At 40.7% G+C, this 26,160-nt stretch carries 32 protein-coding genes; 10 read left to right on the plus strand and 22 right to left on the minus strand.

What is annotated here, in order from left to right; all coding sequences use genetic code 11:
- Window positions 1–114 precede the first annotated feature (114 nt).
- A complete protein-coding gene (locus MHH68_RS09705; RefSeq protein ID WP_058014881.1) occupies window positions 115–516 on the plus strand; it encodes a hypothetical protein in 402 nt (133 codons plus the stop codon).
- 15 nt (window positions 517–531) lie between these two features.
- Window positions 532–1,494, plus strand: coding sequence for a DUF3880 domain-containing protein (locus MHH68_RS09710; RefSeq protein WP_061408253.1), 963 nt, complete (start codon window positions 532–534; stop codon window positions 1,492–1,494).
- 34 nt (window positions 1,495–1,528) lie between these two features.
- Here the strand turns inward: MHH68_RS09710 and MHH68_RS09715 are convergent, their stop codons facing one another.
- The gene (locus MHH68_RS09715; RefSeq protein ID WP_339162841.1) at window positions 1,529–2,245 is read right to left on the minus strand and encodes an acylneuraminate cytidylyltransferase; all 717 of its coding nucleotides are present in this window, start codon (window positions 2,243–2,245) and stop codon (window positions 1,529–1,531) included.
- Between the two features lie 244 nt (window positions 2,246–2,489).
- On the opposite strand from MHH68_RS09715, the gene MHH68_RS09720 reads away from it, so the two are divergent.
- The gene (locus tag MHH68_RS09720) at window positions 2,490–3,518 is read left to right on the plus strand and encodes an SDR family NAD(P)-dependent oxidoreductase (protein WP_061408258.1); all 1,029 of its coding nucleotides are present in this window, start codon (window positions 2,490–2,492) and stop codon (window positions 3,516–3,518) included.
- Window positions 3,519–3,569: 51 nt separating this feature from the next.
- On the opposite strand, the gene msrB is transcribed toward MHH68_RS09720, so the two are convergent.
- On the minus strand, window positions 3,570–4,001 hold the full coding sequence (gene msrB, locus MHH68_RS09725) for a peptide-methionine (R)-S-oxide reductase MsrB (protein ID WP_012010290.1): 432 nt from the start codon (window positions 3,999–4,001) through the stop codon (window positions 3,570–3,572).
- Window positions 3,998–4,534: a peptide-methionine (S)-S-oxide reductase MsrA gene (gene msrA / locus MHH68_RS09730; protein WP_044141185.1), complete on the minus strand. Its 537-nt coding sequence runs from the start codon at window positions 4,532–4,534 to the stop codon at window positions 3,998–4,000. The genes msrB and msrA overlap by 4 nt, the downstream gene beginning before the upstream one ends.
- A 137-nt stretch (window positions 4,535–4,671) precedes the next feature.
- On the opposite strand from msrA, the gene MHH68_RS09735 reads away from it, so the two are divergent.
- From MHH68_RS09735 to MHH68_RS09745, 3 genes are all read left to right on the plus strand, one after another.
- Window positions 4,672–5,103 carry a MarR family transcriptional regulator gene (locus tag MHH68_RS09735; RefSeq protein WP_012010292.1) on the plus strand — a complete coding sequence of 144 codons (432 nt, stop codon included), beginning with the start codon at window positions 4,672–4,674 and terminating at the stop codon, window positions 5,101–5,103.
- Between the two features lie 54 nt (window positions 5,104–5,157).
- Window positions 5,158–5,418 (plus strand): hypothetical protein, encoded by a 261-nt coding sequence (locus MHH68_RS09740; protein WP_061408261.1) that lies wholly within the window; start codon window positions 5,158–5,160, stop codon window positions 5,416–5,418.
- Between the two features lie 119 nt (window positions 5,419–5,537).
- Window positions 5,538–6,203, plus strand: a complete 666-nt coding sequence (locus MHH68_RS09745; protein WP_058014875.1) for a DUF4397 domain-containing protein — start codon at window positions 5,538–5,540, stop codon at window positions 6,201–6,203.
- 31 nt (window positions 6,204–6,234) lie between these two features.
- Here the strand turns inward: MHH68_RS09745 and ypmT are convergent, their stop codons facing one another.
- From ypmT to ilvA, 7 genes are all read right to left on the minus strand, one after another.
- Complete coding sequence (gene ypmT, locus MHH68_RS09750; RefSeq protein WP_012010295.1) at window positions 6,235–6,432, minus strand: protein YpmT; 198 nt, start codon at window positions 6,430–6,432, stop codon at window positions 6,235–6,237.
- Between the two features lie 22 nt (window positions 6,433–6,454).
- The gene (locus MHH68_RS09755) at window positions 6,455–7,021 is read right to left on the minus strand and encodes a YpmS family protein (protein ID WP_044141181.1); all 567 of its coding nucleotides are present in this window, start codon (window positions 7,019–7,021) and stop codon (window positions 6,455–6,457) included.
- 9 nt (window positions 7,022–7,030) lie between these two features.
- Window positions 7,031–7,792 (minus strand): SGNH/GDSL hydrolase family protein, encoded by a 762-nt coding sequence (locus MHH68_RS09760; RefSeq protein WP_058014873.1) that lies wholly within the window; start codon window positions 7,790–7,792, stop codon window positions 7,031–7,033.
- Between the two features lie 69 nt (window positions 7,793–7,861).
- On the minus strand, window positions 7,862–8,416 hold the full coding sequence (locus MHH68_RS09765; protein WP_058014966.1) for an SCO family protein: 555 nt from the start codon (window positions 8,414–8,416) through the stop codon (window positions 7,862–7,864).
- Between the two features lie 60 nt (window positions 8,417–8,476).
- Complete coding sequence (locus tag MHH68_RS09770; RefSeq protein ID WP_012010299.1) at window positions 8,477–9,319, minus strand: DegV family protein; 843 nt, start codon at window positions 9,317–9,319, stop codon at window positions 8,477–8,479.
- Window positions 9,320–9,508: 189 nt separating this feature from the next.
- The gene (locus MHH68_RS09775) at window positions 9,509–9,760 is read right to left on the minus strand and encodes a YpmP family protein (protein ID WP_003215729.1); all 252 of its coding nucleotides are present in this window, start codon (window positions 9,758–9,760) and stop codon (window positions 9,509–9,511) included.
- Between the two features lie 36 nt (window positions 9,761–9,796).
- A complete protein-coding gene (ilvA, locus tag MHH68_RS09780; protein WP_003215464.1) occupies window positions 9,797–11,065 on the minus strand; it encodes a threonine ammonia-lyase IlvA in 1,269 nt (422 codons plus the stop codon).
- Between the two features lie 181 nt (window positions 11,066–11,246).
- On the opposite strand from ilvA, the gene MHH68_RS09785 reads away from it, so the two are divergent.
- Complete coding sequence (locus MHH68_RS09785; protein ID WP_339162848.1) at window positions 11,247–12,215, plus strand: sigma 54-interacting transcriptional regulator; 969 nt, start codon at window positions 11,247–11,249, stop codon at window positions 12,213–12,215.
- Between the two features lie 14 nt (window positions 12,216–12,229).
- Window positions 12,230–12,868 carry a hemolysin III family protein gene (locus MHH68_RS09790; protein ID WP_339162849.1) on the plus strand — a complete coding sequence of 213 codons (639 nt, stop codon included), beginning with the start codon at window positions 12,230–12,232 and terminating at the stop codon, window positions 12,866–12,868.
- A 35-nt stretch (window positions 12,869–12,903) separates the two neighbouring features.
- Here the strand turns inward: MHH68_RS09790 and MHH68_RS09795 are convergent, their stop codons facing one another.
- The 12 genes from MHH68_RS09795 to MHH68_RS09850 form a co-directional block, all read right to left on the minus strand.
- Window positions 12,904–13,527: a 1-acyl-sn-glycerol-3-phosphate acyltransferase gene (locus tag MHH68_RS09795; RefSeq protein WP_339162851.1), complete on the minus strand. Its 624-nt coding sequence runs from the start codon at window positions 13,525–13,527 to the stop codon at window positions 12,904–12,906.
- A 19-nt stretch (window positions 13,528–13,546) separates the two neighbouring features.
- The gene (gene folA / locus MHH68_RS09800) at window positions 13,547–14,032 is read right to left on the minus strand and encodes a type 3 dihydrofolate reductase (RefSeq protein WP_058014868.1); all 486 of its coding nucleotides are present in this window, start codon (window positions 14,030–14,032) and stop codon (window positions 13,547–13,549) included.
- Window positions 14,029–14,823, minus strand: a complete 795-nt coding sequence (locus MHH68_RS09805) for a thymidylate synthase (RefSeq protein ID WP_339162853.1) — start codon at window positions 14,821–14,823, stop codon at window positions 14,029–14,031. Before MHH68_RS09805 ends, folA begins: the two co-directional genes overlap by 4 nt.
- Before the next feature lie 103 nt (window positions 14,824–14,926).
- A complete protein-coding gene (locus tag MHH68_RS09810; protein ID WP_339162855.1) occupies window positions 14,927–15,454 on the minus strand; it encodes a phosphatidylglycerophosphatase A in 528 nt (175 codons plus the stop codon).
- Between the two features lie 18 nt (window positions 15,455–15,472).
- Window positions 15,473–16,090, minus strand: a complete 618-nt coding sequence (locus MHH68_RS09815) for a YpjP family protein (RefSeq protein WP_058014865.1) — start codon at window positions 16,088–16,090, stop codon at window positions 15,473–15,475.
- A 234-nt stretch (window positions 16,091–16,324) separates the two neighbouring features.
- Window positions 16,325–17,113, minus strand: a complete 789-nt coding sequence (locus tag MHH68_RS09820) for a class I SAM-dependent methyltransferase (RefSeq protein ID WP_339162858.1) — start codon at window positions 17,111–17,113, stop codon at window positions 16,325–16,327.
- A 66-nt stretch (window positions 17,114–17,179) separates the two neighbouring features.
- Window positions 17,180–17,614 (minus strand): BrxA/BrxB family bacilliredoxin, encoded by a 435-nt coding sequence (locus MHH68_RS09825; protein ID WP_003215999.1) that lies wholly within the window; start codon window positions 17,612–17,614, stop codon window positions 17,180–17,182.
- A gap of 81 nt (window positions 17,615–17,695) precedes the next feature.
- A complete protein-coding gene (gene ilvD / locus MHH68_RS09830; protein ID WP_012010311.1) occupies window positions 17,696–19,372 on the minus strand; it encodes a dihydroxy-acid dehydratase in 1,677 nt (558 codons plus the stop codon).
- A gap of 307 nt (window positions 19,373–19,679) precedes the next feature.
- Complete coding sequence (locus tag MHH68_RS09835; protein ID WP_169057129.1) at window positions 19,680–20,816, minus strand: conserved virulence factor C family protein; 1,137 nt, start codon at window positions 20,814–20,816, stop codon at window positions 19,680–19,682.
- On the minus strand, window positions 20,817–21,458 hold the full coding sequence (locus MHH68_RS09840) for an HD domain-containing protein (RefSeq protein WP_058014862.1): 642 nt from the start codon (window positions 21,456–21,458) through the stop codon (window positions 20,817–20,819).
- Window positions 21,459–21,471: 13 nt separating this feature from the next.
- Window positions 21,472–21,954 (minus strand): glutathione peroxidase, encoded by a 483-nt coding sequence (locus MHH68_RS09845; protein ID WP_339162860.1) that lies wholly within the window; start codon window positions 21,952–21,954, stop codon window positions 21,472–21,474.
- 74 nt (window positions 21,955–22,028) lie between these two features.
- A complete protein-coding gene (locus MHH68_RS09850) occupies window positions 22,029–23,711 on the minus strand; it encodes a formate--tetrahydrofolate ligase (RefSeq protein WP_058014860.1) in 1,683 nt (560 codons plus the stop codon).
- A gap of 138 nt (window positions 23,712–23,849) precedes the next feature.
- On the opposite strand from MHH68_RS09850, the gene metA reads away from it, so the two are divergent.
- The gene (metA, locus tag MHH68_RS09855; RefSeq protein ID WP_058014859.1) at window positions 23,850–24,758 is read left to right on the plus strand and encodes a homoserine O-succinyltransferase; all 909 of its coding nucleotides are present in this window, start codon (window positions 23,850–23,852) and stop codon (window positions 24,756–24,758) included.
- A gap of 228 nt (window positions 24,759–24,986) precedes the next feature.
- Window positions 24,987–26,138 (plus strand): diglucosyl diacylglycerol synthase, encoded by a 1,152-nt coding sequence (locus MHH68_RS09860; RefSeq protein ID WP_058014858.1) that lies wholly within the window; start codon window positions 24,987–24,989, stop codon window positions 26,136–26,138.
- The last annotated feature ends 22 nt before the right edge of the window (window positions 26,139–26,160 follow it).

The raw sequence follows: 26,160 nt of genomic DNA on the forward strand, positions 1-26,160 counted from the left end.
GAAGTGATTAAATGATAAAAAGGGCAAGGAATCAGCGTTCTGCTTATACCAAAAAAAATGAACGGCATATACATAGGGGTGAGTTTGAATTGATGAAGAAAGGATGGGGAAAAAATGAGCGACAAGCGTGCCGAATTAAAAAAAGAACTATTGAAAGTGTTTTTCAAACCACTTACTCGTGCATTAACAGTTAATCTTGAAGAAGGAGGGGTTCAAATGGAAGAAAAATTGAATGATTTACTAAGTGAAGTGGCAGCCGAGGCATCACCTTCAGATTCTGCTACAACACTCGATGTATCGCAGCCAGCAAGATGGATTTTTGCAAGACTTACACCAGGAACCGTCATTAGCATTGTCACTGATTCAGGAGACTTAATCGGGCCAGTTCAATTCGTATCATTCGATGCGTCAACAGGTGTTGTCTTTGTTACACAAGAAAGCTCAGTCACACCAACAGGCTCTGCAACGACTTTACTAGATGTAGATAAAGTTGAAAGTGTTACGTTCACGTCTTAATGTGAGAGGGCCATCATGAAGCTTCTTTATATCAGCTCTGGCTACGGCGGAATCTATCACATGTTTGATCAATGGGTAGAAAAGAGCTTCATTGATTCTCCCTTTTCATGTGTAAAAATTGACCGAGAATCTCTACCCGCTCACATGCACAAAATCCGGACATTTTCTCCGGATTTTGTTTTGATGATGATCGGTGATCAAGTTCCGAGTGAAGTGCTTCATCAATTCAAACAAGAAAAGATTCCGATCGTTTTATGGATGACAGAAGATCCTTTTTATACAGATGTGTCAGCTGCTTGCACGCGTGATGCGCGGCTCATATTAACGATTGATGAAGGAGCTTTGCCATTTTACAAGGAATTGGGCATAGGTCACGCCCACTACTTTCCCATTCCGGCAAATACACGTATTTTTCAAAGAAACGAATCGGCTGAAAAGATGTGCATCTACGACATCGCACTCATTGGCTACCCTTACCCCAACCGTATGAAAGCCATTGATACACTTTTACAACAGAAAAAATGGCAGATTCTCGTTGCAGGTAAGGAATGGCATCGTCATTTAAATAAGTCACGAAGACAATATCGAGATCTCACATTATTGACCAATTGGCTAAGCCCTCAGCAAATGGCGGACATCTATCAACAATCAGCGATTGTTCTTAATCCGCATAGACCGGCACAATTTGCCTATAACAAAAACAAAGCCATGATTCAAAATGTAAGCCTGAACAACAGAGCGTTTGATATCGCTGCAGCTGGAAGTTTTCAATTGACGGATCTACAACCGCCTCAAGCTTTTTCAAGCTTCGCTTTTTATAAAAATGAGGACGATATGCTGAAGCAGGTTGAATATTATGGATCAAATGCCGAGAAAAGAAAAGCAATCGCACGAAACAATTACGAACAAGTCGTTTCCTGGAATACATTTGAGACATTTCCACACAGACTTTATGAGATCGTAAAAAGCGCCCTATGAATGGGCGCTTTTCTCGTTAAAATTTTTCTTATGCCTAATCCTCCGCATCTCTGCGAGCCAATAAAACTTTCTCCGCTTTCTCAAGATCTTCTTCCTGTTTCACCACAAGTGATTTTTGGGGTTCCATGATATACGCTCCAACAGATCCTTCTAAAAAGGAATGAATGCATTCCTTTGCATATGGAACATGAAAAGCATACACTGCTCCATTTAAACGACCATACGTATATGGCTGCTCTTTCTTTGGCATGAAAAAGTAATGATTGTCCTTATATAAAGTGGCTTCATTATTCTCATGCAATGTCCATGTCTCATTTGGGTTTTCTAGCGCCTCTGTAAAAGATGCCATGCAGTCATAACTTCCTTCTACTAGAAGCTGCAAGCATTTCTCTATATCTTCCGGCTGTCTTAAAGGAGACGATGGATGCAAATAGAGAACAATATCAAAGGTCTTCCCTTCACGCTCTAAATAAGCAAGCGCATGCTTCACTGCTATGAGTGACGGTGTTTGTTCTGTTACATGACTGTCTGGCAGTTCAATCACACGGGCTCCGTAGTGAGAAGAAATGATTTGCGTATTGACATCCTCTGTAGAGACGATGATTTCGTCTAACTCAATCATTTGTAGTAACGGCTGAATGGTCCAATAGATGAGCGGCCGCTCCGCCAATATGCGGATATGTTCATCATGCTGATCGCGCCTGCTTCTAAAAGCTGGTATCAAGGCTAAAATACGATTTCCCCTATACATATATTCCCCTTCTCCCCTCGCGCGCAGCTCTCTTCATTTTCTCCTGAGCTGATCGCAGTAATGAAGTATTCAGGTCTCTCGTTTTTCTACTTATTCTCTTATCTCTCCATATTCTATTAAGACGTCAAGCAGATGGTTATAATGTGTTCACCTAATTTATATAGAAAGTGGTTCTTTTCCTCAAACGGATACCACTCTTTCACATATGATGCAAAGTAGAGAAATGAGAGTTGGGGGATTAGATATGTCCAAAAAGATAGAAAAGAATTTGAAGGCTTTTTTTCGTGACAAAACGATATTAGTCACAGGCGGTACAGGTTCAATCGGCCGTCAAATTGTGAAAAAATTAACAGCATGCTTTCCAAAGAAGATTATCGTCTTCAGCAAAGATGACAGCAAACAATACATGATGAAAAATGAGTATACAGATCACCCAGAAGTTGTCTTCGCTTTAGGGGATGTGCGAGATGCAAGCCGCGTGAGACAGCTCGTCAAAGGCGTTGATATCATCTTTCATGCAGCCGCCTTAAAACAAGTACCTACTTGTGAAGACAATCCGTTTGAAGCCGTACAAACAAATATTATCGGCGGGCAGCACGTCATTGAGGCTGCGATTGAACATGAAGTCAGTCATGTTGTCAACATCTCCACTGACAAAGCTGTTTCTCCGACAAATGCCATGGGTGCAACAAAATTAATTTCAGAAAAACTATTTTTCCAAGCAAACGAAAGTATTCCGAACCAAAAAACAATGTTTTGCTCTGTGCGTTTTGGCAATGTGCTTGGATCAAGAGGTTCCGTCATTCCCATCATGCTCCAGCAGTTGTTAAATGAAAAACCTTTGACCGTAACTGATCCTCATATGACACGTTTTTTTATGTCCATCGAAGAGGCTGTCTCCCTCACACTTCAAGCAGCCATCATGATGAAAGGCGGCGAAACGTTCATTCTCAAGATGGAGTCATTACAGCTTGCTGATCTCTTAAAAGCGTTTCATGAATATGCTGCTCAAATCAATGTCGCATCTCCGGAAATTCTCGTTGTCGGGAAAAGACCTGGAGAAAAGCTTCACGAAGAGCTTACATTTCCGCACGAAGCAGATACACTATTTGAGCATGAACAATTTTATGCCATTTTACCAAGACCAAAACGGCATCCTGCCTTTCAAAAAGTCGACTTAACCAATTACACATCTAATGAAGCGCCTCTCATTACAAAAGAAAAGCTATTTCACATCATTGAACAATTACATCACACGCATCATAAAAAATAAAAAATCGTCACACGGAAGCAGATGCTTTCCATGTGACGATTTTTCAATAGATCAATCAAAGAGATGTTTCAAATCCCCATAGCCTTCTTTTTCAAGATCATCTTTTGGAATAAACTTCAAAGCGGCTGAGTTAATACAATACCGAAGACCATTTGGTCCTGGTCCATCAGGAAATACATGACCTAGATGAGAATCAGCTGTCTTGCTGCGCACCTCTGTCCGCACCATCCCATGGCTTTTATCCACCTTCTCCGCTACTTCTTCATCTTCAAGCGGCTTTGTGAAACTCGGCCAGCCGCAATGGGCATCAAACTTATCTAAAGAAGAAAAAAGCGGCTTGCCTGAGATGATATCTACATAAATACCTTCTTCTTTATGATCCCAAAATTCATTTTGAAATGGCGGCTCAGTGCCATTATTTTGTGTGACTTCGTACTGCATTCGGTTTAATTCTTTTAATCGTTTTTCTTTATCGTTTGTCATGATTTATCACTCCAATGGGACTCAATAAAACCCGCTCTGCCAGAACCGACATGATATCGTTCATAGTGCATTTTGTTCTTTTTATAATAGTGCTGATGATACTCCTCTGCGGGATAAAAAGGAGCAGCATCTAATATTTCTGTCACAATTGGCTTTTGGAAAGTACCGCTTTCGTTCAGCTTCTCTTTCGATGCCTCTGCAAGCTTTCTTTGCTCGTCATGATGAACATAAATACCTGTGCGGTAGGACTCTCCTCTATCACCAAACTGCCCGCCATCATCTGTTGGGTCAATTTGCTGCCAATACAGTTCTAATAGCTTTTCATACGGGAAAACGTCTGGATCAAACGTAATTTGAACCGCTTCTCTATGTCCAGTTGTATTAGTACATACTTCTTCATAGGTCGGATTCACTGTATGTCCGCCAGTATACCCTGATTCAACTTTGATAATGCCCGGCTGTTCATCAAAAGGTTTAACCATACACCAGAAACAGCCTCCTGCAAATGTGGCTAATTCTTGTTTTTCAGACATATTAGTGCCCCCTTCATTTAAAAAATGGTATCATCATATTATAACATGATGAAAAATAATGAAAATGATACGACTTGTCTATCTAAATGATCAAAAAGCATTTTGTCGTATTTTAAAATATAATGGGGGTTTAATGATTGGAACAAAGAAAAAAAATGATGTATGAAATGGATACTTTACTGAGAACCGTATTTAAGCAGATCCGTTATGAGATTAACAGCCTGCTCGAAAACGAATTATCTCGGAATGAATTTCTCATTTTAAATCTGCTTCGTGAGCAAGGTGCAAAAAAAGTAACGGAATTTGCGTCCATTCTAGGGGTGTCAGCAAGCCATATCACAGCTGTGACCGACACACTCGTAGAAAAGGGCTGGATCACCCGTATCCGTTCTAAAGAGGATCGCCGCATCATCAAAATCCACTTAACCGATAAGGGTAAGGAAATTACTGAGCATTTTGAGAAAAAGAAAACAGAATACTTTATGGAGCGATTTGAGTCATTCGATGACGAAGAACTGAAAACAATGATCAAATTATTTAAAAAGCTGGATAAAAGTCAAAAGGATTAAGCATAGAATTTAGCGCACTGGACATGCTACAGATAAAAAGAGGTGGAATAAACCATGACAAGCCCTTATCTTTGTCCAAACTGTAAAACGAACAGAACGCGCTTTAATCTGATTGAGCAGCTTTCAGAACCTGTGAAACTTGACCCTGCGACCGGAGCAGTTGTCGAAAGATACGATGGAGAGCAGCTTTCTCCTTTTCACATGAGCTATCAAGGTCCACAAATAAAAGTTCAGTGCGGTGTTTGTGGTCTCATTGAGGATGAAAAAACGTTCATTAAGCTAGCTGAATATCATCAATATTCTTCTCCTTCTTAACATGCGGGCCTGACGGAAAACGTCAGGCTTTTTTCTATGCTTCGTTTGCCTATACAGATCACCTTTTTCATGCATACGCTACAAAAAACACCATCGCATGAGAAAGTAGGGATTGATACATGCAGCAGCTCTTTTATCATGACTATCTATACCGTTCACTCGCTGCGGGTTTCGAGCATCCTCAAAGCAGCGTTTCATCCAAAGCCTTTATTCGGCTCTTTCACGCTGCCCCAGATCTTAGTGAGCTTGCTGTTTATGTGAACCGGAATGAGGTCTTGAAAAAAATGCCTTACAGCCAGTTAACAGCCTATATGGAGTGGGATGAGGGAATGTATGAGATAGAAGTGTTCAAGCTAGCTACAAAACAAAGAGTTCTTCATTCTCGTATGATAATTAAACGTGACGAGATTTACACCCTATGTATCACGGGTGCACATGCAGGTTTTGCGCTGCTGACAGAGCGGCAAGACCCTCTGATTCAACACGAGGACCTGTCAGCTCTTACCTTTGTCCACCTTTCTCCAGACCTTCCTTCCATTGATATATATGAACGTGATCAAGGGGTGTTAGCAAAGGAGCTTCACTATGTAAACAGCACTCACATTCATCATTTCTCCCCGAATAAATATCATTTTGAATTGAAAGCCGCCGGCACTCAAAGCATACTGCTTGATATCCCAAAAGTTCATCTGCAAGCAAACCGGGCATACCTCATTCTGCTTCATGGATTTGCTAATGGAGAGCCAGAGCTTATGGCGAAGGTGGTCTTGTCTCAGCAAAGATAAAAAAGAGCCTTTTCCATAGAGGAAAGGCTCTTTACGAGACATCTTCAGCTTTTTCTTGCTTTTGAAAATCAAAAGCAAGAATCATGATACCTAGAAATAATGCACAATAGGCAATATTTAAGTAAAACTGATCGATATTTTCTGCTCTTAAATCAGTGGCAGCTGTAATGCCAAAGTATGCAGCAAATAAAAACGACAGTAAACTAAAATATTGATAGACTCGCTTCATGATTTCACTCCTGACTTACTTTCTATTGCTTTGGATGATAATATGAGAACTCAATTTCATCGTTCTCTAGATCAATTTTGTTTGCTTTCACATACATATCATTCGTCAGTGGCATTTCTGAAAGGCGCACTTCAACCGTTTTTTGATCCGGTTTCACATGAACGAATTCTGGCAGTTCATAGAACTGACCCATGTAGCTTAGTACAAAACTAATCGGAATGCTCAATTGTCCAATTGAAAGGCCATCCACTTTCAAAAGCACATCACCATTATCTTCGACAGTTGGCGTAAATGAGACGTTAGCATCAATCGTCGAAGAGAAAGCCTTTATGGCGCCTGTTACTTTCACATCTTGATCGATCGCCACATGAAAGTCTGGCATATCACTTGACCCTTGATTTTTCAAGTAATCATTGATAAAGCTGGTGAGTGATTCCTTTGAGCTAGATATATTAAAAGAATACTCACTTTTCAATTCTTTAGTTGAAGCGGATTGACCGCCTGGCAGCAACATCAAAATACCGCAGGCAAGTACAATCAATAGATTGATTGCAAGTAAAATAAAAAATAAGCTTTTCCACTTTTTCATACGTTCACCCTATTCCTTCGGCAGTCCTTCTTTTTTCACTTTGGAGAATAAACGATTTGCCATAAGAGAGTATCCCTTTTGGTTTGGGTGGAAATCATCATCTGCCAGTAATTTTTCATCAGAATCTTCCTCAAATAAATCTGCTACATTGACCATATCAGCATTGCCGTCTTTTTTCAGTTCTTTTTTGGCGACGGCATTCCAGTCTTTGACGACTTCATCAATGTCTTTCAGCTCAGTGAGACTGAATTTAAAAGGATTATACATGCTTACATACATGATCTTCGCGTGGTCATTATGTTCTCTCAGTTGAGCAAGAATGGTTTTAAAGCGCTCCTCAAAAGGACCCTGCTCTTTTTGAAAAGGAGCAAACGTCAAATTGAGCACATTTTGACGGACGACATGCATTAAGTCATTGCCGCCGATCGTAAAGAAAATATAGTCAGCATCTTTCAGACCGTCTTGCACCTTTTTTTCTTTTAATCTTTTTAATAAATCTACCGTTCTACTGCCTTTAATGGCATAGTTTTTTAATGTGACAGATTGCACGCCGTCCACCGCTTCTAACTTGTCACGGGTTATGCCTGCATATCCTTTTTTTTGTTGATCTCCGATTCCTTCTGTTAAGGAATCTCCAACCGCTGCGATCGTAATATGTTCTTTTACGTTTTGTGTGTCTTCTAGTTTATCCTTTATGCCAGCCTCTTGTGCGGAACATGCAGAAAGAACAAAAGCTAGAGACATCACAATCAAAATCAAACGAGCCTTCAAACGATGATGTCCCTCCTTTTTCTGATTAAAAAAGTGTATCATGTTTTTGCTCATTTGAACATCTTTATGCTAGCTTCGGATCAGCGTTTTGATGTCCTTGATGATGTCATCATATGGCGTGTTTTGTACACCATCATAATTTTTCATCACTTTTCCTTCTTGATCAACTAGGAAAAACAATGACTGATGGATCACTTGGTCTTCATCTTCGGGTTTCTTCACAATGGTTTTAAAGCTTTTCATTGCGAATTTTTCGATCGCAGACTGTGAATAGCCAGTGAGGAAATCCCAATTTTTAAAGGATAAAGGATATGCTTTTGCAAATTCTTTTAGCTTTTTCGGTGAGTCTACCTCCGGGTCCACGCTAAAGGAAATGATATGTGCATCCAATTTTTCTTCTTTTAACCGTTTTTGCAGCTCTGTCATATGTGCAGTCATCGGCGGACAGATCGTTTCACAGCTTGTGAAAATAAAATCTGCCACCCATACTTTCCCCTTCAAATCATCTAATGACACCTTTTTCCCATCCTGATTTTCATATTCAAACGGCTGTATTTGATAATTTAACGCATCTTTGATTTGTCCATTTGAACATGAGACTAAAAGAAGCACGCTTATGATCATAAGCGCACCAAGTAAGGCTCTCCTTTTTTTAAGCACGGTACGTCCATCCCCTTTTTCAAGTCAATCGGTATAAAAAGTAAAGCCTATTGCGCCTTTTCCAGTGTGACACGAAATAATCGGTGTTGTGTAGGCGATGTCAACAAGTGCTTCAGGTGTATGATCAAGCAGCGCTGATTTGAGCTTTTCAGCGAGTTCTAATGCATCTGCATGCGCTATCCCAATGGCTTGAACTGTTTTTCCTTTCACCGCCTGTACATACTGTTTGGTTAAATAGCGGACAAGAGCAGAATAGCTTCTCACATTCGCTTCAGGCGTATATACCCCGTCTGTTAAGCTGGCAATTGGTTTGATGTGAAGAAGTGAGCCGATCAGCGCCTTCCCTCTCCCAATTCTTCCACCTTTCACGAGATTTTCTAATGTATCGATTGTGACAAATAGCTTTGTTTCAAGACGGATTTTATCCATTTCTTTGATAATATCTTCACGGCTTGCACCATTTTGTGCAAGTTCGGCTGCTTTGGTGACTTGAAACCCTAATCCATAGGAAATAAAGTTTGAATCAATCACGGTGATGTTTCCGTCTACCATTTTCGAAGCGCTTTCAGCAGTTTGAACTGTACCACTCATTCCGCCCGTTAAATGGATACTAATGACTTCGCTTCCATCTGCCGTTAGTTTTTCATATAATTCGACGAATTGACCGATCGCAGGTTGAGACGTTTTCGGCAATTCTTCAGCGGCCTCCATTTTTTCGATAAATTCATCTGGCTGTATATTCACTCGGTCAATATAATCAACCCCAGAAATGGAGATATTGAGCGGAATCACGTGAATTGAAAGATCATTGATTTTTTCTTGCGGAAGATCCACAGTAGAATCTGTTACAATTTTAATTTGTTTCACTATCGTCTCATCCTTGCTGTCTTAGTCTTTACTTATGATATTACCTTATTTCGTGCGTACTTGAAAACAACTGTCAGAACGTTTTTGAAATTGTCACATTTGCTTGTTTGCATGAAAAAAATCCTTGCCAAATCTGAGCAGCAGCCATTTTAAAACAGCCGCTCACTCCCTTTGACAAAGATTCCTTTTTTACGCATTGTGTTTCAGTGTAGGCTCCTGATAGATCTGCTCATATGTGCTCCACTTGACGTTACGTTTCACATCCTCTCTGAAAGAGTACACAGCTCTCTTTCCTTTAGATACATAGACTTTTTTCAAGAAAGCTTCAAGTCTAAAGGTGAGCATGAAACGATACGGCTCATCTCCCTTTAGTACAGGAACTTCTGTTACCTTGATCTGAGCTCCATCCATCCGTCTAAAACATATTGTTTTGAGCAGCACAAACGATCAATCCTCTTTTCCAATGTTCTGTTACGCCTAAATAAATAGGTGGAATAAATCTTGATCTTTATTCACTTCAACATAATGGAATCCTTTTTTATTCATCCGTTCAATGAGCGCCGCATAGTCATCTCTTTCTTTCAATTCGATGCCAACAAGCGCCGGTCCTTTGCTTCGGTTATTCTTTTTCGTATATTCAAAGCGGGAGATATCATCATTTGGCCCTAATACTTCATCTAAAAACTCCCGAAGCGCACCTGCTCTTTGCGGAAAATTGACAATGAAATAATGTTGTAGCCCTTCATAGATCATCGACCGTTCTTTGATTTCCTGCATTCTGCCAATGTCATTATTTCCTCCACTGACAATACAGACAACATTTTTCCCTTTAATCTCCTCGCGATGGGCATCCAGCGCTGCGATCGGAAGTGCGCCTGCCGGCTCTGCTACAATCGCACATTGATTATAAAGCTCTAAAATGGTTGTACATACTTTCCCCTCAGGTACAAGACTAATTTTATCGACAACAGATTGTAGCGATGTAAACGTCTTTTCGCCAATCCGCTGAACCGCTGCTCCGTCTACAAACTTATCAATGGAATCAAGTGTCACAACCTTGCCCTTTTCATGGGAAGCATGGAGTGAAGCTGCGCCAAGCGGTTCGACGGCAATGATTTCAGTTTCTGGGGCGATATTTTTGATATATGTACCAACACCAGATAACAGACCGCCACCTCCAACACTTGCAAATAAAAAGTGAGGCTCCACTTCGATATCATTTAATATTTCTACAGCAGTCGTTCCTTGTCCTGCCATCACATCCAAATCATCAAACGGATGGATAAACTCACGCTTTTCTTCATCTCCACATTTCACTGCTTCATGATATGAATCATCAAACGTATCTCCGGTTAAGATAATTTCAACATATTCTTTTCCGAAAAGCTCTACTTGAGATACTTTTTGCCTTGGTGTCGTAGCAGGCATAAAGATTTTTCCGTGGATACCTAGATATTTACAAGAATAGGCAACACCTTGTGCGTGATTTCCTGCACTTGCACAAACAATGCCGTTTTTTAGTTTATCTTTTGGAAGCTGGCTCATTTTATTAAAAGCGCCTCTTAATTTAAAGGAACGAACTACTTGAAGATCCTCTCTTTTTAAGTAGACATTACATTCATATCGTTCAGAAAGTCGCTCATTTTTTTGAAGAGGTGTATGAATGACTACATCCTTCAAATTTTGATGGGCCTTTAAAATGTCTTTCACTTGAATTAGCGTGTTTTCTTTGAGCAACGGTTTCATGTACAAGATCCTTTCTCTTTAACCTTATTTAATTTGTCATTATAACATGAATATTCAAAAAATAAACCAATAGATCATAGATCAAGCATAAATTTCATAAACTTTTTCGTTTCTCTGTACATTTGGTTTTATTGGGTGTTACAATTGAACCAATTAGAACCACAAAGAAAGGAATCACCCGATGACCACACATTCGTTTACGTCTATATATGGAGAGCACCAAGAAATGAAGCGTGCCATTCACCTGGCAAATCAATTCACAAAACACGAGCAGCCGGTCTTGATCACAGGAGAAATTGGCACAGGCAAAACACGCTTTGCCCATGAAATTGCTCATGCATCGGCTCCAAACGCTTCACTGACACATCTATATTGTCCCATCCTAGATGAAGATACCTTGCAAAAAGCCTTCACTGAAAAAAAACGTCAAATTCTTTATTTAGACGAAATTGCCGCATTAAGTATTCCTATGCAGCATCAGGTCATTCGTTTTCTAGAAAGCTCTCCTGCAACAAAAATCATTGCCACTTCGTCTTTATCAATAGAGGCATTGAGGGTTTCATCTACCTTTTTACCTGAGCTGTTTTATCGCTTAAACGTTTTCCATTTACCTTTACCGTCATTAGCAGATCGAAAAACAGATATTCCTGTGTTAACAACTGCTTTCTTTCAGGAGCTGAGCATGGCGCCTGATATTGATCCAAGTGTTTGGGAAACCTTGCAGGAGTATCCGTTTGAAGGAAACGTGCAGGAACTCAAAAATATCGTTCATTATGCTGCAGTCATTCTCGAAGGGCAAACGGTATTTTTACATCACCTGCCGCCTTTTGTATTAACCCCTCTTTCGCCGGAGGTAAAAGGAAAAAAAGAAGAACATCAGCTCACTTTAATGGAAAAACAAGAGTTTGTTTTCCTACTGGAAGCCATTAAATCTCTCAATGAGAAAGGTGAAGCAGCCAGCAGACGCATCTTGTCTGAATTAAGCAAGCAAGGCGACAGCCCGCTGACCCCTCAGCAGGTAAGAAGCCGATTAGATGACCTTGAGAAAAAAGCATACGTGACGAAAGGAAAGGGCAGGGCCGGCACGAAGATTACTCTTGAAGGTCTTTCATTCCTGAAGTCACTTGATGGTTATATACCGGTTCAATAAAAGGAGGACATCCATTGTTTACTGTAAAAGAAGAAATTGCAAACTCCATTACACATGGCATAGGCGTTATTTTATCCATACCAGCCATTGTTTTTCTTGTGTTATTCGCTGTTCAATACGGCACTGTCACAGAGATCGTAAGCTTTTCAATATTTGGCGCATCTATGCTGCTGCTCTATTTAAGCTCGACCTTGCTTCATAGCATTCGGCACAAAAAAACAAAAGATGTATTTGAAATCCTCGATCACTCGGCTATTTATGTATTGATTGCTGGTACCTACACGCCTTTTTTACTAGGACCATTAAAAGGCGCACTCGGCTATACGCTTCTTGCGATTGTATGGGCTCTTGCTGCTGGCGGAATTGTCTTTAAAATCTTTTTCGTCAAACGGTTTATCATTGTGTCCACCCTTGTTTATTTATTAATGGGCTGGATGATTATCATTGCCATCAAACCACTTTACATTGGGTTAACAGGCCCAGGGTTTGGCCTCTTACTGTTAGGCGGTCTATTGTATTCAGCCGGAACCATCTTTTATATTTGGCGGAAGATCCCCTATCATCATGCGATTTGGCACAGCTTTGTTCTAGGCGGCAGTGCATCCATGTTCTTCTGTATTCTTTTCTACTGTGTGAACATTCCTGCTGCATGAAAAAAACCAGCATCCGAAAGTGGATGCTGGTTTTTCTATGCGCGCTTTTGGGCGTAATCGCTCATCATGACAGGTGCTTTAATATGAATATCAACATTCACAGGGTGCAGTCTTTTCACGACTTTCCCAGTTAATAGACGATCCGTTCCACTTGTTTCAATCGGTACAAGCGGACAATCACAATCTTCACCAAGTGCCTCTGCTATGTGACGCTGTGCTTCTGAAAGCAATACACTCTGCCCAGATAAGATTTTTTCCTTTGCTTCTTCTAATAAGGCATCATCAGATTGATTCTGATGAATAACCGCCATCTTCTTCAGCCATTGTTTTAAAATAGGATATCGAAAAAGATTCGGCTTTGCCATGAAAGCAAATGGTTTCTCAAGGTGACCAATCAATAATGCCGTTGTGGCTGGATTCAGTGCCTGTGTGAAATAAATAACGGGTCCATCCGGCAGCTTCTTTTGCTGGTGAATGGTCATGACTGATCCTGACTGATCAATACAGCCCCTGGCAAACCTTTTTGCATGCTCATGAATGAGATGCATTCGTTTCGTATAGGAAATGCGCGGATCAGTTAATTCATGGGCATGCAAATGCCTCATACTTTTAAAAAGGGATACAACAACATAAATCGTTAAAAACCAATAACGAAACAACCGTACTCCTCCTACTCATTTATCCTTTTTTGTCATAAACGACAAATTCATAATTGTAGGGGTTCTTTTCGTCACGATGGCCTTTTTCGCGTGATACAACCGTCCATTCGTTTTCATCGTAATCAGGAAAGTAGCGGTCTCCTTCAAACGCATGATGAATATGCGTAATATATAGACGATCCGCATATGGCATCATTTCTTCATACAGCTTAGACCCGCCGATGATAAATAACTCTGTCTCGCTTTTTCCAATTGCCAAAATATCAGCAATGGAATGGACAACCTCACATCCTTCTGCTTCAAAAGAAGAACTTGTTGTGAGCACGATATTACGGCGGTTAGGTAGCGCTCGTCCAATGGATTCAAACGTTTTTCTGCCCATGACAATCGTATGGCCGCCTGTGACCTTCTTAAAATACGCTAAATCAGCTGGTAAATGCCAGGGCATTTGATTATCTTGACCAATGACTCTGTCTTTTCCTGTCGCCACAATCATCGAAATCATACACTGACTTCTCCTTTGATATGCGGATGCGGATCATAGTTCTCAAGTACAAAATCATCGAACGTGAAGTCGAAAATGCTCTTCACATCTCTTGCGATGCGAAGCTGCGGAAGCGTGCGTTCCTCGCGCTCTAGCTGCATGTTCACCTGCGGAAGATGATTCTGATAAATATGTGCATCTCCTAGCGTATGAACAAACTCTCCTGGCTCAAGATTTGTGACTTTGGCAATCATCATCGTAAGAAGAGCATATGAAGCAATATTAAATGGGACGCCTAAAAAGATATCTGCCGATCTTTGATAGAGCTGGCAGGAAAGCTTCCCATTTGATACGTAAAATTGAAACAGACAATGGCATGGCGGCAGCGCCATTTGATCAATTTCACCCGGGTTCCAAGCGCTGACGATCAGTCTTCTTGAATTCGGATTATGCTCGATATCATGGATCAGCTTTGTGATCTGATCTACAGTCTCACCATCCCCACTAGCCCAAGATCGCCACTGCGCCCCGTACACACGGCCCAGTTCGCCATTTTCATCTGCCCATTCGTTCCAAATACGGACACCATTTTCCTGAAGATATTTGACATTTGTATCACCTTTTAAAAACCACAGTAACTCATGAATAATTGATTTCAGGTGCAATTTCTTTGTTGTTAAAAGTGGAAATCCTTCCTGCAAATCAAATCTCATCTGGTAACCGAAAGTGCTGATTGTGCCTGTTCCCGTTCTGTCACCTTTTTCATCCCCGTGCTGTAATACATGACGGCATAACTCTTTGTATTGTTTCATTTTTTTCATCCTTTATTTATGTTCTTGTTGTAGTTTACCTTATTTCTGCTTTTGTTTAAACCAAAAAAACATGCCTGCATGAGGAGCAGACATGTTTTTCTTTTTATACTTGATTCACTCGATCCTGCTCTTCGTCCTTAATATCTTGGTGTGAGTGAGCAATACGACTAGCTGCTGCTGCAGCTAGCGCGGCGACAAGGTCATCAAGGAAAGTATGCACTTCACCTGGGCGACCTTCATCTAATTCCCTGATAATGCCAAATTTCTCTTTATCTAAATAACCGAAGTTCGTCAAACCGATTGATCCATATACATTGACAATGGAAAGCGGAATAATCTCATCAATTCCATATAGCGGCTCATCTGTTTCAACTAAGTGCTGCAAAGGTTCTGGCAATAGCTTTTGTTCAGCCAGCTGGTCAAGGGCAAGTCCTGTTAAAACTGCATGGACAATTTCCCTTTTATTCAACACTTTCTCAACATTTTCAACACAGACACTAAGTGGAAGGTTTGGATGGTATTTTTCTTGAAGCTTTAGCACAATATGTGCAATATCTTCAATTTTCACTCCACGTTCGTTTAACATTTGTTTTGTAATCTGCACCATTTCGTTCATTGTATATTTTTTCAATTGGCATGACATCTCCTTCTAGTGGCTCATCCAGCTCGGCGGGGTGTTTTTGTCCCAGTAAATATTACCGAGTTCATGATGCGTCTGGAATCCATCTTCTGCTGTATGGTAGTGAAAGTTAAACCAATATCCGCTGTGTGGCGGCTGATCTCTTCTCACATGAAAACGGAGCAAATCTTCTCCAGTCTTCCGATTGTAGATGTGAAAGATTTTTTCGCCATTTCCGCTTGAAGGCTGATCAGTTAACACAACATCTTGAAATTTTTCGTCATCTTTGAAATTTGTTAAAACATCGGTTAACACTTGTTCAATTTTCGGTTGAATCTCTTCTCTGTACTCGTCTTCAATGACAGGCGTGATTTTACGGCCGAATTTGAGAAAGGATTGATTTTCTGCACTTGATAGAACCTCTTCCTTATATTGCTCAAAGGGGTCTACCTGCTCTTCGCTTGCCTCTTGCGATCGTTCCCAGCTGCGTAATTCATCTGATGTATCATAAACCGCTGTATAAGGCGTTTTATCAGGTGAAGAAAGTTCAGATGGCTTGTCTGTCATCAAAGCCGACGGAGGAGAAACCAAACCAAAAGTTGCAATTGTAAAGAGCGCAACAAGCGTTTTTCTCATCCACATCTTCATGATATCTAATTCCTTCCATAAGTTATCATACTGCTATTCTAGCATATAATGAATTTTCAGTCATTCAATTTGGTCACTGATTTGAGACTTTCTTTTTCATAATAAAACGTTTACAATAACAGTACAGGCAACTAAAATTTGGGAGGAATGGGTATGCTTGAAGGCTTTTTCATCACAGCTTCCTTGCTGACACTGTTTTATTTTGTCTATATGGAAATTACGGATTAAAAGCCCTTAGTGAGGGCTTTTTTCTTTCTCGATATACCCATAATGAAATTGGGCTGTTTTTCGTTTGATGACATGAAATTTGTAAGAGTCCGCTTTAAATCGTGTGCTTTTCCAATGATCTTTTAACACCACTCTTTTTCTTGCCACCCTTAATGCTTCTTGCACGGCTGATTCGTGATCAAAGTCGTGCTCTGCCGCATGACGCAGCGGCGCTATACTTGTAGATTCTTGAATCGTTTCCTCAAACATGGGGTCAAAATAGACGATATCAAATGAACAGTCAGGATACTTCTTTAGCTGCTCGATACTGTCTCCACTGATAACAGAAATCCGTTTCATCGCTTCATCAGCTTCCTCTATTCCCGTCTCCCATGTATTCAGTCCTTCTCGCACTAGTAATGCCGTAATGGGATTCTTTTCAATACCGACGACCCTTCCCTTCCTGCCTAACGCACAGCTTGCAGTTATCGCATCAGACCCTAAGCCAAGTGTGCAATCTAAAAAGGAATCGCCCGGCTTTAGCTGTGCTGCTTCAATTAAAGGATCCTTTTCTCCGCGCAAGAGCCGCTTCACCCTGAACATCGCTGAGCTTGGATGAAAGAAGAACTTTTCACCATTTGGCTGATACCATTCAAATCTTTCTTTCCCGACAACAAGGACATCTCCTCGTTTCACCGCAAGCTGCTTGACGGATTGTTTGCGTCTTTCTACATACTCACCATGTAAATCCTCTGCAAGACCCTTCGCTGTTTCAATCGTTTGTTCATTTGCTCTAAAGCTTGTTGTAATGAGCATATCGTTCCTCCATCATGATCAAGAAAAAATGCCCTGATCTAGTTACAGGGCATTTCAACACGTGTATTAGCAATGTTTTTCGAATGCAGTTAAGACATTTTTCATGATATCTTCCATTTCATGACCTTCAATTTCGTCACGCGGGATAAAATGAACGAGTTCATTTCCTTTTAAAAGGGCCATAGAAGGAGATGATGGCTCTTCACCTGTGAAATATTCTCTCATTTTTGCCGTGGCTTCCCGGTCCTGCCCAGCAAATACTGTGACGATTTTGTCTGGCGCTTTTTCTGCCTTCATTACAGCTTGAGTCGCTGCTGGGCGCGCTAATCCTGCAGCACAGCCGCATACAGAATTAACAACAACAAATGTTGTTCCTTCAGCCTCTTGCATGGTTTGTTCTACTTCTTCTTCCGTCGTCAGTTCTTGAAATCCTGCACTTGTCAGCTCTTGGCGCATTGGCACAACGAGCTGGCGCATATATTCTTCATATGCCATTGACATAAAAAAGCCCCCTCTAAAATCCTTATGTTGTGAATAAAGGATACTATAGAGAGAGCCAATTTTCAAATGTTCTATTTCAGATTAAATTTTCATGATTCCGCCTGTATTGGCTGATGTCACAAGTTTTGAATATCTAGCAAGATAGCCAGTTTTCACTTTTGGTTCAAAGCCTTTCCAGTTCGCTTTTCGTTTTTCCCATTCTTCTTCTGGAACATCGACGCTTAAAATGCGCTGTTCAATATCGACGACGACATGGTCACCATTTTCAACAAAGGCAAGCGGGCCGCCCTCAGCTGCTTCAGGAGAGACGTGTCCGATAGACAAGCCGCGTGAAGCGCCGGAAAAACGTCCGTCCGTAATTAAAGCAACCTTTGGTCCAAGTCCCATCCCGACAATTTGTGAAGTAGGAGCAAGCATTTCTGGCATACCAGGTCCGCCTTTAGGTCCTTCATAGCGAATGATAACAACATGTCCTGCTTCTACTTTTCTATTAATGATGCCTTCAAGAGCTTCTTCTTGGGATTCAAATACGATCGCAGGCCCTTCGTGACGTGTGATCCCATCTTGTACCCCGCCCGTTTTAATAATGGCTCCATCTGGCGCAAGGTTTCCAAATAAAACGGCTAAGCCGCCCTTTTCAGTAAATGGTTTGTCGATTGGATAAATGACGTTATAGTCCTTAACCTCATGACCTGCTATGTTCTCACCAAGCGTTTTCGCGGTGACGGTCATTGTATCTAAATGAAGTGCACCTTCTTTTTTGGACAATTCATTTAGCGCAGCTGTGACGCCGCCTGCTTCATGTAAATCCTCAATATAAACATCCGAAGCTGGCGCAAGTTTTGATAAATGAGGCACACGCTCTGCTACTTCATTGATACGTTCAAGTGAATATTCAACACCTGCTTCATTTGCAATCGCCAGTGTGTGAAGAACTGTATTCGTTGACCCACCAAGTGCCATATCTAATGCAAATGCGTTATCAATTGCTTTTTCAGTTACAATATCACGTGGTTTAATATCCTTTTTAATGAGCTCCATTAGTTGTTTTGCTGACTTTTTCGCAAATTCTCTTCGCTCTGGTGATGTCGCCAAAATTGTGCCATTCCCAGGAAGAGCAATTCCAAGTGCCTCTGCTAAACAGTTCATTGAGTTTGCTGTAAACATTCCTGAACAAGATCCGCAGGTCGGACAGCCAAACTGTTCTAATTCATTTAATTCCTCTTCGTTAATTTTACCTGACTGGTATGCACCAACGCCTTCAAATACAGAAGAAAGAGAAATTTTTCTGCCATCACTTGTTCTACCCGCTTCCATCGGTCCACCGCTGACAAAGACCGTTGGAATATTGACACGCATCGCTGCCATCATCATCCCTGGTGTAATTTTATCGCAGTTAGGAATACAAACCATGCCATCAAACCAGTGAGCAGATACAACGGTTTCGACAGAGTCAGCGATGATTTCACGGCTTGGTAATGAATATCTCATCCCGATATGCCCCATCGCAATTCCATCATCGACCCCAATTGTATTGAATTCAAATGGGACTCCGCCAGCTTCACGAATGGCTTCTTTCACAATCTTTCCGAATTCCTGAAGATGGACATGTCCTGGGACAATATCAATATAGGAATTACATACAGCAATAAATGGCTTGCCGAAGTCCTCATCCTTTACCCCCGCCGCTCTTAGTAAGCTTCGGTGAGGTGCTCTGTCAATTCCTTGTTTAATCATATTACTACGTAGTTCTGCCATCTGTTTAAAAAGCCTCCTATACTACAAGTCTTGTTGACTGTATGATTTTGAGTTGATTTTATTTTACAAATTTTCTGTTTATTTAACCACCGATGAATGACTGATGACCAACATGGCTGCTGAAGCTAGCGCTCAGCAAGGTTCGTGTCATAAAATCTGACCTCCAATATTCTATATTGGTACTACTATATAGAGTTTTTTCGTATATTTCAACAATATTCAAAATAATTTTTCTGAAAAAATTTTTCTGTCTATGACTTTAAGAAAAACAAGCTGCCTATCATTGGCAGCTTGTTCAAATGTCTCATCATTCTGATGCATTTTTTCTGCTTTCTGTCATTTGCTTCCATACTGAACCTTTCGCTTCTTCTCCGTGCTCAATGCGCTCAATCGCCATTTTCACTTGAAGGCTGACTTCAAATTCAGGGTCTTGTTCAGCTTCTTTTAATGCGTCAAGTGCTGTTTCGTCACCTTCTTCATAAAGAAACATCGCTGCACGCCAGCGGACAAGCTTACTCGGATCCTTTAATGCTTCAATCATTGCTTCTATAGCGTTCGGGTCACCAAGGTCTGAAATGCAGTCTCCAGCGGTTCTGCGGACCGTCACTGTTTTATCTTTAAGCCCTTTATATAAAATAGGCAGAATAGCAGGATCTTCAATCATTCCAGCATTCACAACGGCTTGTCTGCGAATGGATGTTTTTGGGTCTTCCATTGCTTTCATTAAAACAGGTATATCCTTTTGCTCTGGCTGCATTTGCTCTAGATGGGCAAAACGCTTTTTCCAATCTTCCTCGTGCAGCATATCTTCGGTTACATCATATGCCTTTCGGTTCACTTGTCGATCTACAGCTTCTTGACCTTCTTTGACTGCCTCTGTTAAGCGTGCTAAACGCTCATCATCATAGGCTGCTTGCAGCTCTTCTGTGACTTCCTGACCGATATCTGCAAAGTCACCAAAACGAACGCCATGTTCTTTCCACACACGTTCAAATACGACATTGTCTGAACTGCTTCTGAGCTTTAAAATAGCTGCTTGGAAGCGTTCAGGCATGCCGAACCGCTCTTCTCTTTCACCGTCTGTTAATTTGACTTGCATCGGAATCCCATTAAACATTTGGACAAACACTTTGACTTCGCCAAATGTGTCACCGCCAGACTGCGATCCTTCCTGAAGGCCTTCTGATTCTTGACCAAAGGCTTCTCTGACCTGCTGCAAAATGCCCTGCCAGTCATACTTTGCATTGCGCTCAACAGCTAAGAAATCTGCGACATGATAAACACCTTTTACACCTTCAATGTTCAAAATGCGCTTGATCATCTCTGGCGCTTCGTCTTTTTGATCCTTTTTGTAATTGTTGCTTTTACCGCCGGCAAGTGCTTCTGTCAAAATGACCTTCATCGTATTTGGACTTGGCGTCGGTTCTATCGCTGTTATTTTCATCTATACATCCTCCTTACACACATAAAGACCCAACTCATCTGTAAGGCCGCATTCTTCTTTCCATGTCTTGATAAATAAGCTCATCAAATCGTGCCGCTCCTCAGCAAGCAGCTTTCCTGTACGAGTGTTCATGAAGTCTTTTAATTTGAGCAGTTTTTCTTCCATATGTTTTAGCACGGAGCCCTGCTGCCTGCCCTTTGAATAGTGGGGTTCCCCTTTTGCGCCTGCATACGTAAACACCCTCGCAATACCGGTTGCTCCTATCGCATCGAGACGATCTGCATCTTGAACAATAGCCCCTTCTAACGTTATTGGTCTATTCTGCTTATGTCGATGTCGAAAAGACATCGTTGTAATGATGTCCATGATATAACGAATATCCCGCGTATGAACTTCCCAAGAAAGGAGCTGAAGCTCAAGCCGCTTTGGTGAAAGCTGCCATTCACCCGGCAGCTTTTCATCAATGACATCATGAACAATCGCTGCCATTTCAATCACAAACAGAGAGCCGCCTTCCTGATTAGCAATTTGGCGGGCAAGCTGCCGCACACGATCAATATGAGCCGCATCGTGTCCAGTAGGTTCATATTTCAGCCGATCTGAAACAAAGGAGGCAGCTGCCTCCAATTGTTTTTTCTGCATGACGGTAAGCACCTTATTTGTCCAAAAGAGCGATGATGGAGCTTTCTAATTCTTTTGGTGATGTTTTCGGAGAGAACCGCTCAGTGACTTCTCCGTTTTGATCCACGATAAATTTTGTGAAATTCCATTTCACTGTTTTCGTCCCAAGTACACCTTTTGCATGACTTGTTAAATGTTTGAAAAGCGGGTGCGCATTGTCACCATTGACATCTACTTTTGCAAACATAGGGAAGGTCACCCCATAATTCAAAGAACAGAATTCTTGAATGGCTTCTTCTCCTTCTGGTTCTTGGTTCATAAATTGGTTACATGGAAATCCTAAAATTTCAAGGCCCTTTTCATGATATTGATCATATAGCTCTTGCAGTTGTTTAAATTGAGGAGTTAGTCCACATTTGCTTGCTGTGTTGACAATAATGAGTATTTTTCCTTTATAATCTGCCATTGATTTTTCTTGACCGTTAATGGCCTTGACCTGAATATCATAAATTGACATCTCATAGCCTCCTAGGATTCACTTTTTCCTATCGTAACATGCTTCTTTTATAAAATCGCTTTTTATGCTTCCGGTTAAAAGAGTCCTGTCACACTGCCGTCTTCTAATAAATCCATCTCGAGCGCAGCAGGTTTTTTAGGTAATCCAGGCATTGTCAATATGCTTCCAGTTAAAGCAACAATAAATCCTGCTCCTACAGATGGTTTTAACTCACGAATCGTAATGGTGAAGCCCTTAGGTCTCCCAATCAAAGCTGGATCATCCGAAAGTGAATATTGCGTTTTTGCCATACAAACCGGTAAATGCCCCCAGCCGTTTGCCTCGATGGCTGCCAGCTGTTTTCTTGCTTTTGAAGTGAGTGTGACCCCGTCTGCTCCGTAAACCACTTTGGCAACTTTAGATAATTTTTCTTCGATGGCATCATGCTCTTCATACAAATAGGAAAAGCTGTTCTTCTTCTTTTCAATAAGTGTTGCGAGCTCTTCGGCGAGTGCTGTGCCGCCTTCGCCTCCTTCTTCCCATACATTCACAGCCTTGACTGGGTGGCCATGTGCGTGGCACCAATCTTCTATCGCTTGAATCTCTTCTTTTGTATCAGTGATAAACCTGTTAACTGCGACAATGTACGGAAGACCGAAGGATTGGACGGTTTCAATATGCTTTTCTAAATTATGTATACCTTTTAATACAGCTTGTGCATTCTCTTCTTTGAGTTCTGTTTTCTTCATTCCGCCATGCATCTTTAACGCTCTGACTGTCGCCACAATGACCACTGCACCAGGCTTGAAATCACCAGCTCTTGTTTTAATGTGCAGGAACTTTTCTGCTCCAAGATCTGCTCCAAATCCAGCTTCTGTTACGACATAATCAGCTAATTTCGCCGCCATTTTAGTCGCAATTAAACTATTACACCCATGCGCAATATTGGCAAAAGGACCGCCATGAACGAGGGCCGGAGTTCCTTCAATCGTTTGTACAAGATTTGGTTTGAGCGCGTCTTTTAAAAGTAACGTTAGAACACCTTCATATCCAAGTGCGCCAACAGTGACTGGCTCCCCGTCTTGATTATAGGCAACAACAATAGAAGAAAGACGTTTTTTCAAGTCGGTTAAGTCTTCTGCTAAACAAAGGATGGCCATCATTTCGGAGGCAACTGTGATGTCAAACCCGTCTTCTCTAGGATACCCATTTACCTGCCCACCAAGTCCGACAACGACCTGTCTTAATGCACGATCGTTTAAATCAAGCACTCGCTTCCATACAATGCGGCGCGCGTCGATGCCAAGTTCATTTCCGTGATGGATATGGTTATCAATAAACGCAGATAAGGCATTATGTGCAGAAGTAATGGCATGAAAATCTCCTGTGAAATGAAGATTGATTTCTTCCATTGGCAGCACCTGTGAATATCCTCCACCTGCTGCACCGCCTTTTATGCCCATTGTAGGACCTAATGAAGGCTCTCGCATTGCAATGATTGCTTTTTTCCCTATTTTTTCGAAGGCTTGGCCGAGTCCGACTGTGACGGTGGACTTCCCTTCACCTGCTGGCGTTGGGTTGATGGATGTGACAAGAATCACATGTCCTTCTTTTTGTTCTTTTAAACGGTCAAAAATAGTCAAAGATATTTTCGCTTTTGTGAAACCATAGCATTCTAATTCTTCGTCATGTATTTGCAGCTTAGCTGCGATGTCTTGAATAGGTCTCAGCTTTGCCTTTTGGGCGATGTCAATATCTGATAAATGCTTTGTGATCATAAATAAACGGCCTCCTTTTTTTCGAGAAACAGCTTTGTTTTTGCTCTGTTTTTCATTGTAACATAATTGAAACATTGAAATATCGCCAGAAAGTTCCTATAATGAAGTGAAATTAGCTTTGATTCAGGGGGTGGCGAGTTGCCTATTAACATACCAGTTCATCTGCCGGCAAAACAAATACTAGAGAGCGAAAATATTTTCGTCATGGATGAGACAAGGGCATTCAATCAAGATATCCGTCCTTTGAATATCGTGATCTTAAATTTAATGCCAAAAAAAATACAAACTGAAACGCAGCTGCTAAGAATGCTCGGAAATTCTCCTTTACAAGTGTACTTTACGTTTTTGATTCCAAGTACGCATACACCGAAGAATACGTCGAGAGAGCATCTAGATGAATTTTATACGACCTTTGAATCGATTCGCCATAAGAAATTTGATGGAATGATCATCACCGGCGCACCAATTGAGCATTTAGCTTTTGAAGAAGTATCCTATTGGAAAGAACTGCAGGAGATTTTAGACTGGAGTAAAACGAATGTGACGTCTACTCTTCACATTTGCTGGGGTGCACAGGCAGGCCTATATCACCATTATGGTATTGAGAAAATCAAGCTTGCTGAGAAAAAATTTGGTGTATTTGAGCATCTTGTGAAAGAGAAAAAAGAAAGATTAGTCAGAGGTTTCGATGAAGTATACTATGTCCCACATTCGAGGCATACAGATATTAATACAGAACAATTAAAAAATACGCCGAATTTGAAAGTATTGAGTGTCTCTGAAGAAGCGGGTGTTTGTTTAATTGTTTCAGATGATGATAAACAAGTATTTTTAACTGGACATCCTGAATATGATACGGACACATTGAAGCAGGAATATGAAAGAGATTTGTTGAAGGATGATACAGTCCAAAAACCTGTCCACTATTTTATAGAAGATGGTGACACATTAGTCCCAGTGAATCGATGGAAAGCCCATGCCACTTTACTGTTTATGAATTGGCTCAATTATTATGTTTATCAAGAAACACCATACGTTTGGGAATAAAATAGACTGTAGTCTGATGATAAATGGCCAAAATGTGTTAAAATACAAATGGCTCTGTCTTCCATTATCAATTTAGTCTTGTTGTTTTTTAAAATTAGTTTAATTCTTTCGTAACGAATGATATGCTCTGGTTGTTTATATGTTATCTTTATGTATATGTAGACCTATGAGATTAATAGTTTTCGTACGAAGTTTTGTTGTTGTTGATTACATTTGAGGTGAATATTCTTGAATACCAATAAAAAAATATTAATCTTGACCGCAAATTATGGAAATGGACATATGCAGGTGGCTAAAACACTGTATGATGAGTGTAAATCCCAAGGATTTGAGCATGTTGTAGTTTCTAATTTGTATCAAGAATCAAATCCCATTGTGTCGGAAGTGACTCAATATTTATACTTGAAGAGCTTTTCCATTGGGAAACAATTTTATCGCTTGTTTTATTACGGTGTAGATAAAATTTACAATAAACGCAAATTTAACATTTATTTAAAAATGGGAAATAAGCGTCTTGATGAACTTATTCAATTACACAATCCGGATATCATTATTATTACATTCCCGATGATTGTTGTTCCTGAATACCGGAACAAAACAGGAAAAGTCATCCCGACATTTAATGTCATGACAGATTTCTGTCTTCATAAGATTTGGGTACATGAAAACATCGACCGGTACTATGTTGCAACCGATTATGTGAAACAAAAATTAGTGGAAATCGGCACACATCCAAGCGATGTCAAAGTGACAGGCATACCTATTAGACCACAATTTGAAGCAGACGTGCCAAAATCGAAGATTTATAAAAAATATGGATTATCATCAAACAAAAAAGTTCTTCTGATTATGGCCGGTGCTCATGGTGTACTGAAAAATGTCAAGGAATTATGTGAAGCATTGCTTCTAGACAGTGAAGTACAAATTGTTGTTGTATGCGGAAAGAACGCAGCGCTGAAACAATCACTAAGCGATCTTGAACAAGCACATCCAGATCAATTGAAGGCGCTTGGATATGTGGAACAAATTGATGAATTGTTCAGAGTAACAGATTGTATGATCACAAAGCCAGGCGGCATTACTTTAACAGAAGCAACAGCAATCGGCGTCCCAGTCATTCTTTACAAGCCTGTCCCTGGACAAGAAAAGGAAAATGCTCATTTCTTTGAAGATTATGGTGCAGCCATTGTCATCAACAGACATGAAGACATTTTAGAATCTGTGACCAACTTACTGCAAGATGAAGAAAAACTAGAAACCATGAAACAAAATATAAAAAAACTTCACTTAAAGCATTCTTCTCAAACCATTTTGGAAGATATCGTTGAGCAATCGGATCTCATCACGAATAATAAAACGTATGCTCGCGCATTATCATAAAAAGGTGTCCGTCATTGACGGA

Source organism: Bacillus sp. FSL K6-2841 (genome assembly GCF_037976435.1).
Taxonomy (GTDB): Bacteria; Bacillota; Bacilli; order Bacillales; family Bacillaceae; genus Bacillus; species Bacillus pumilus.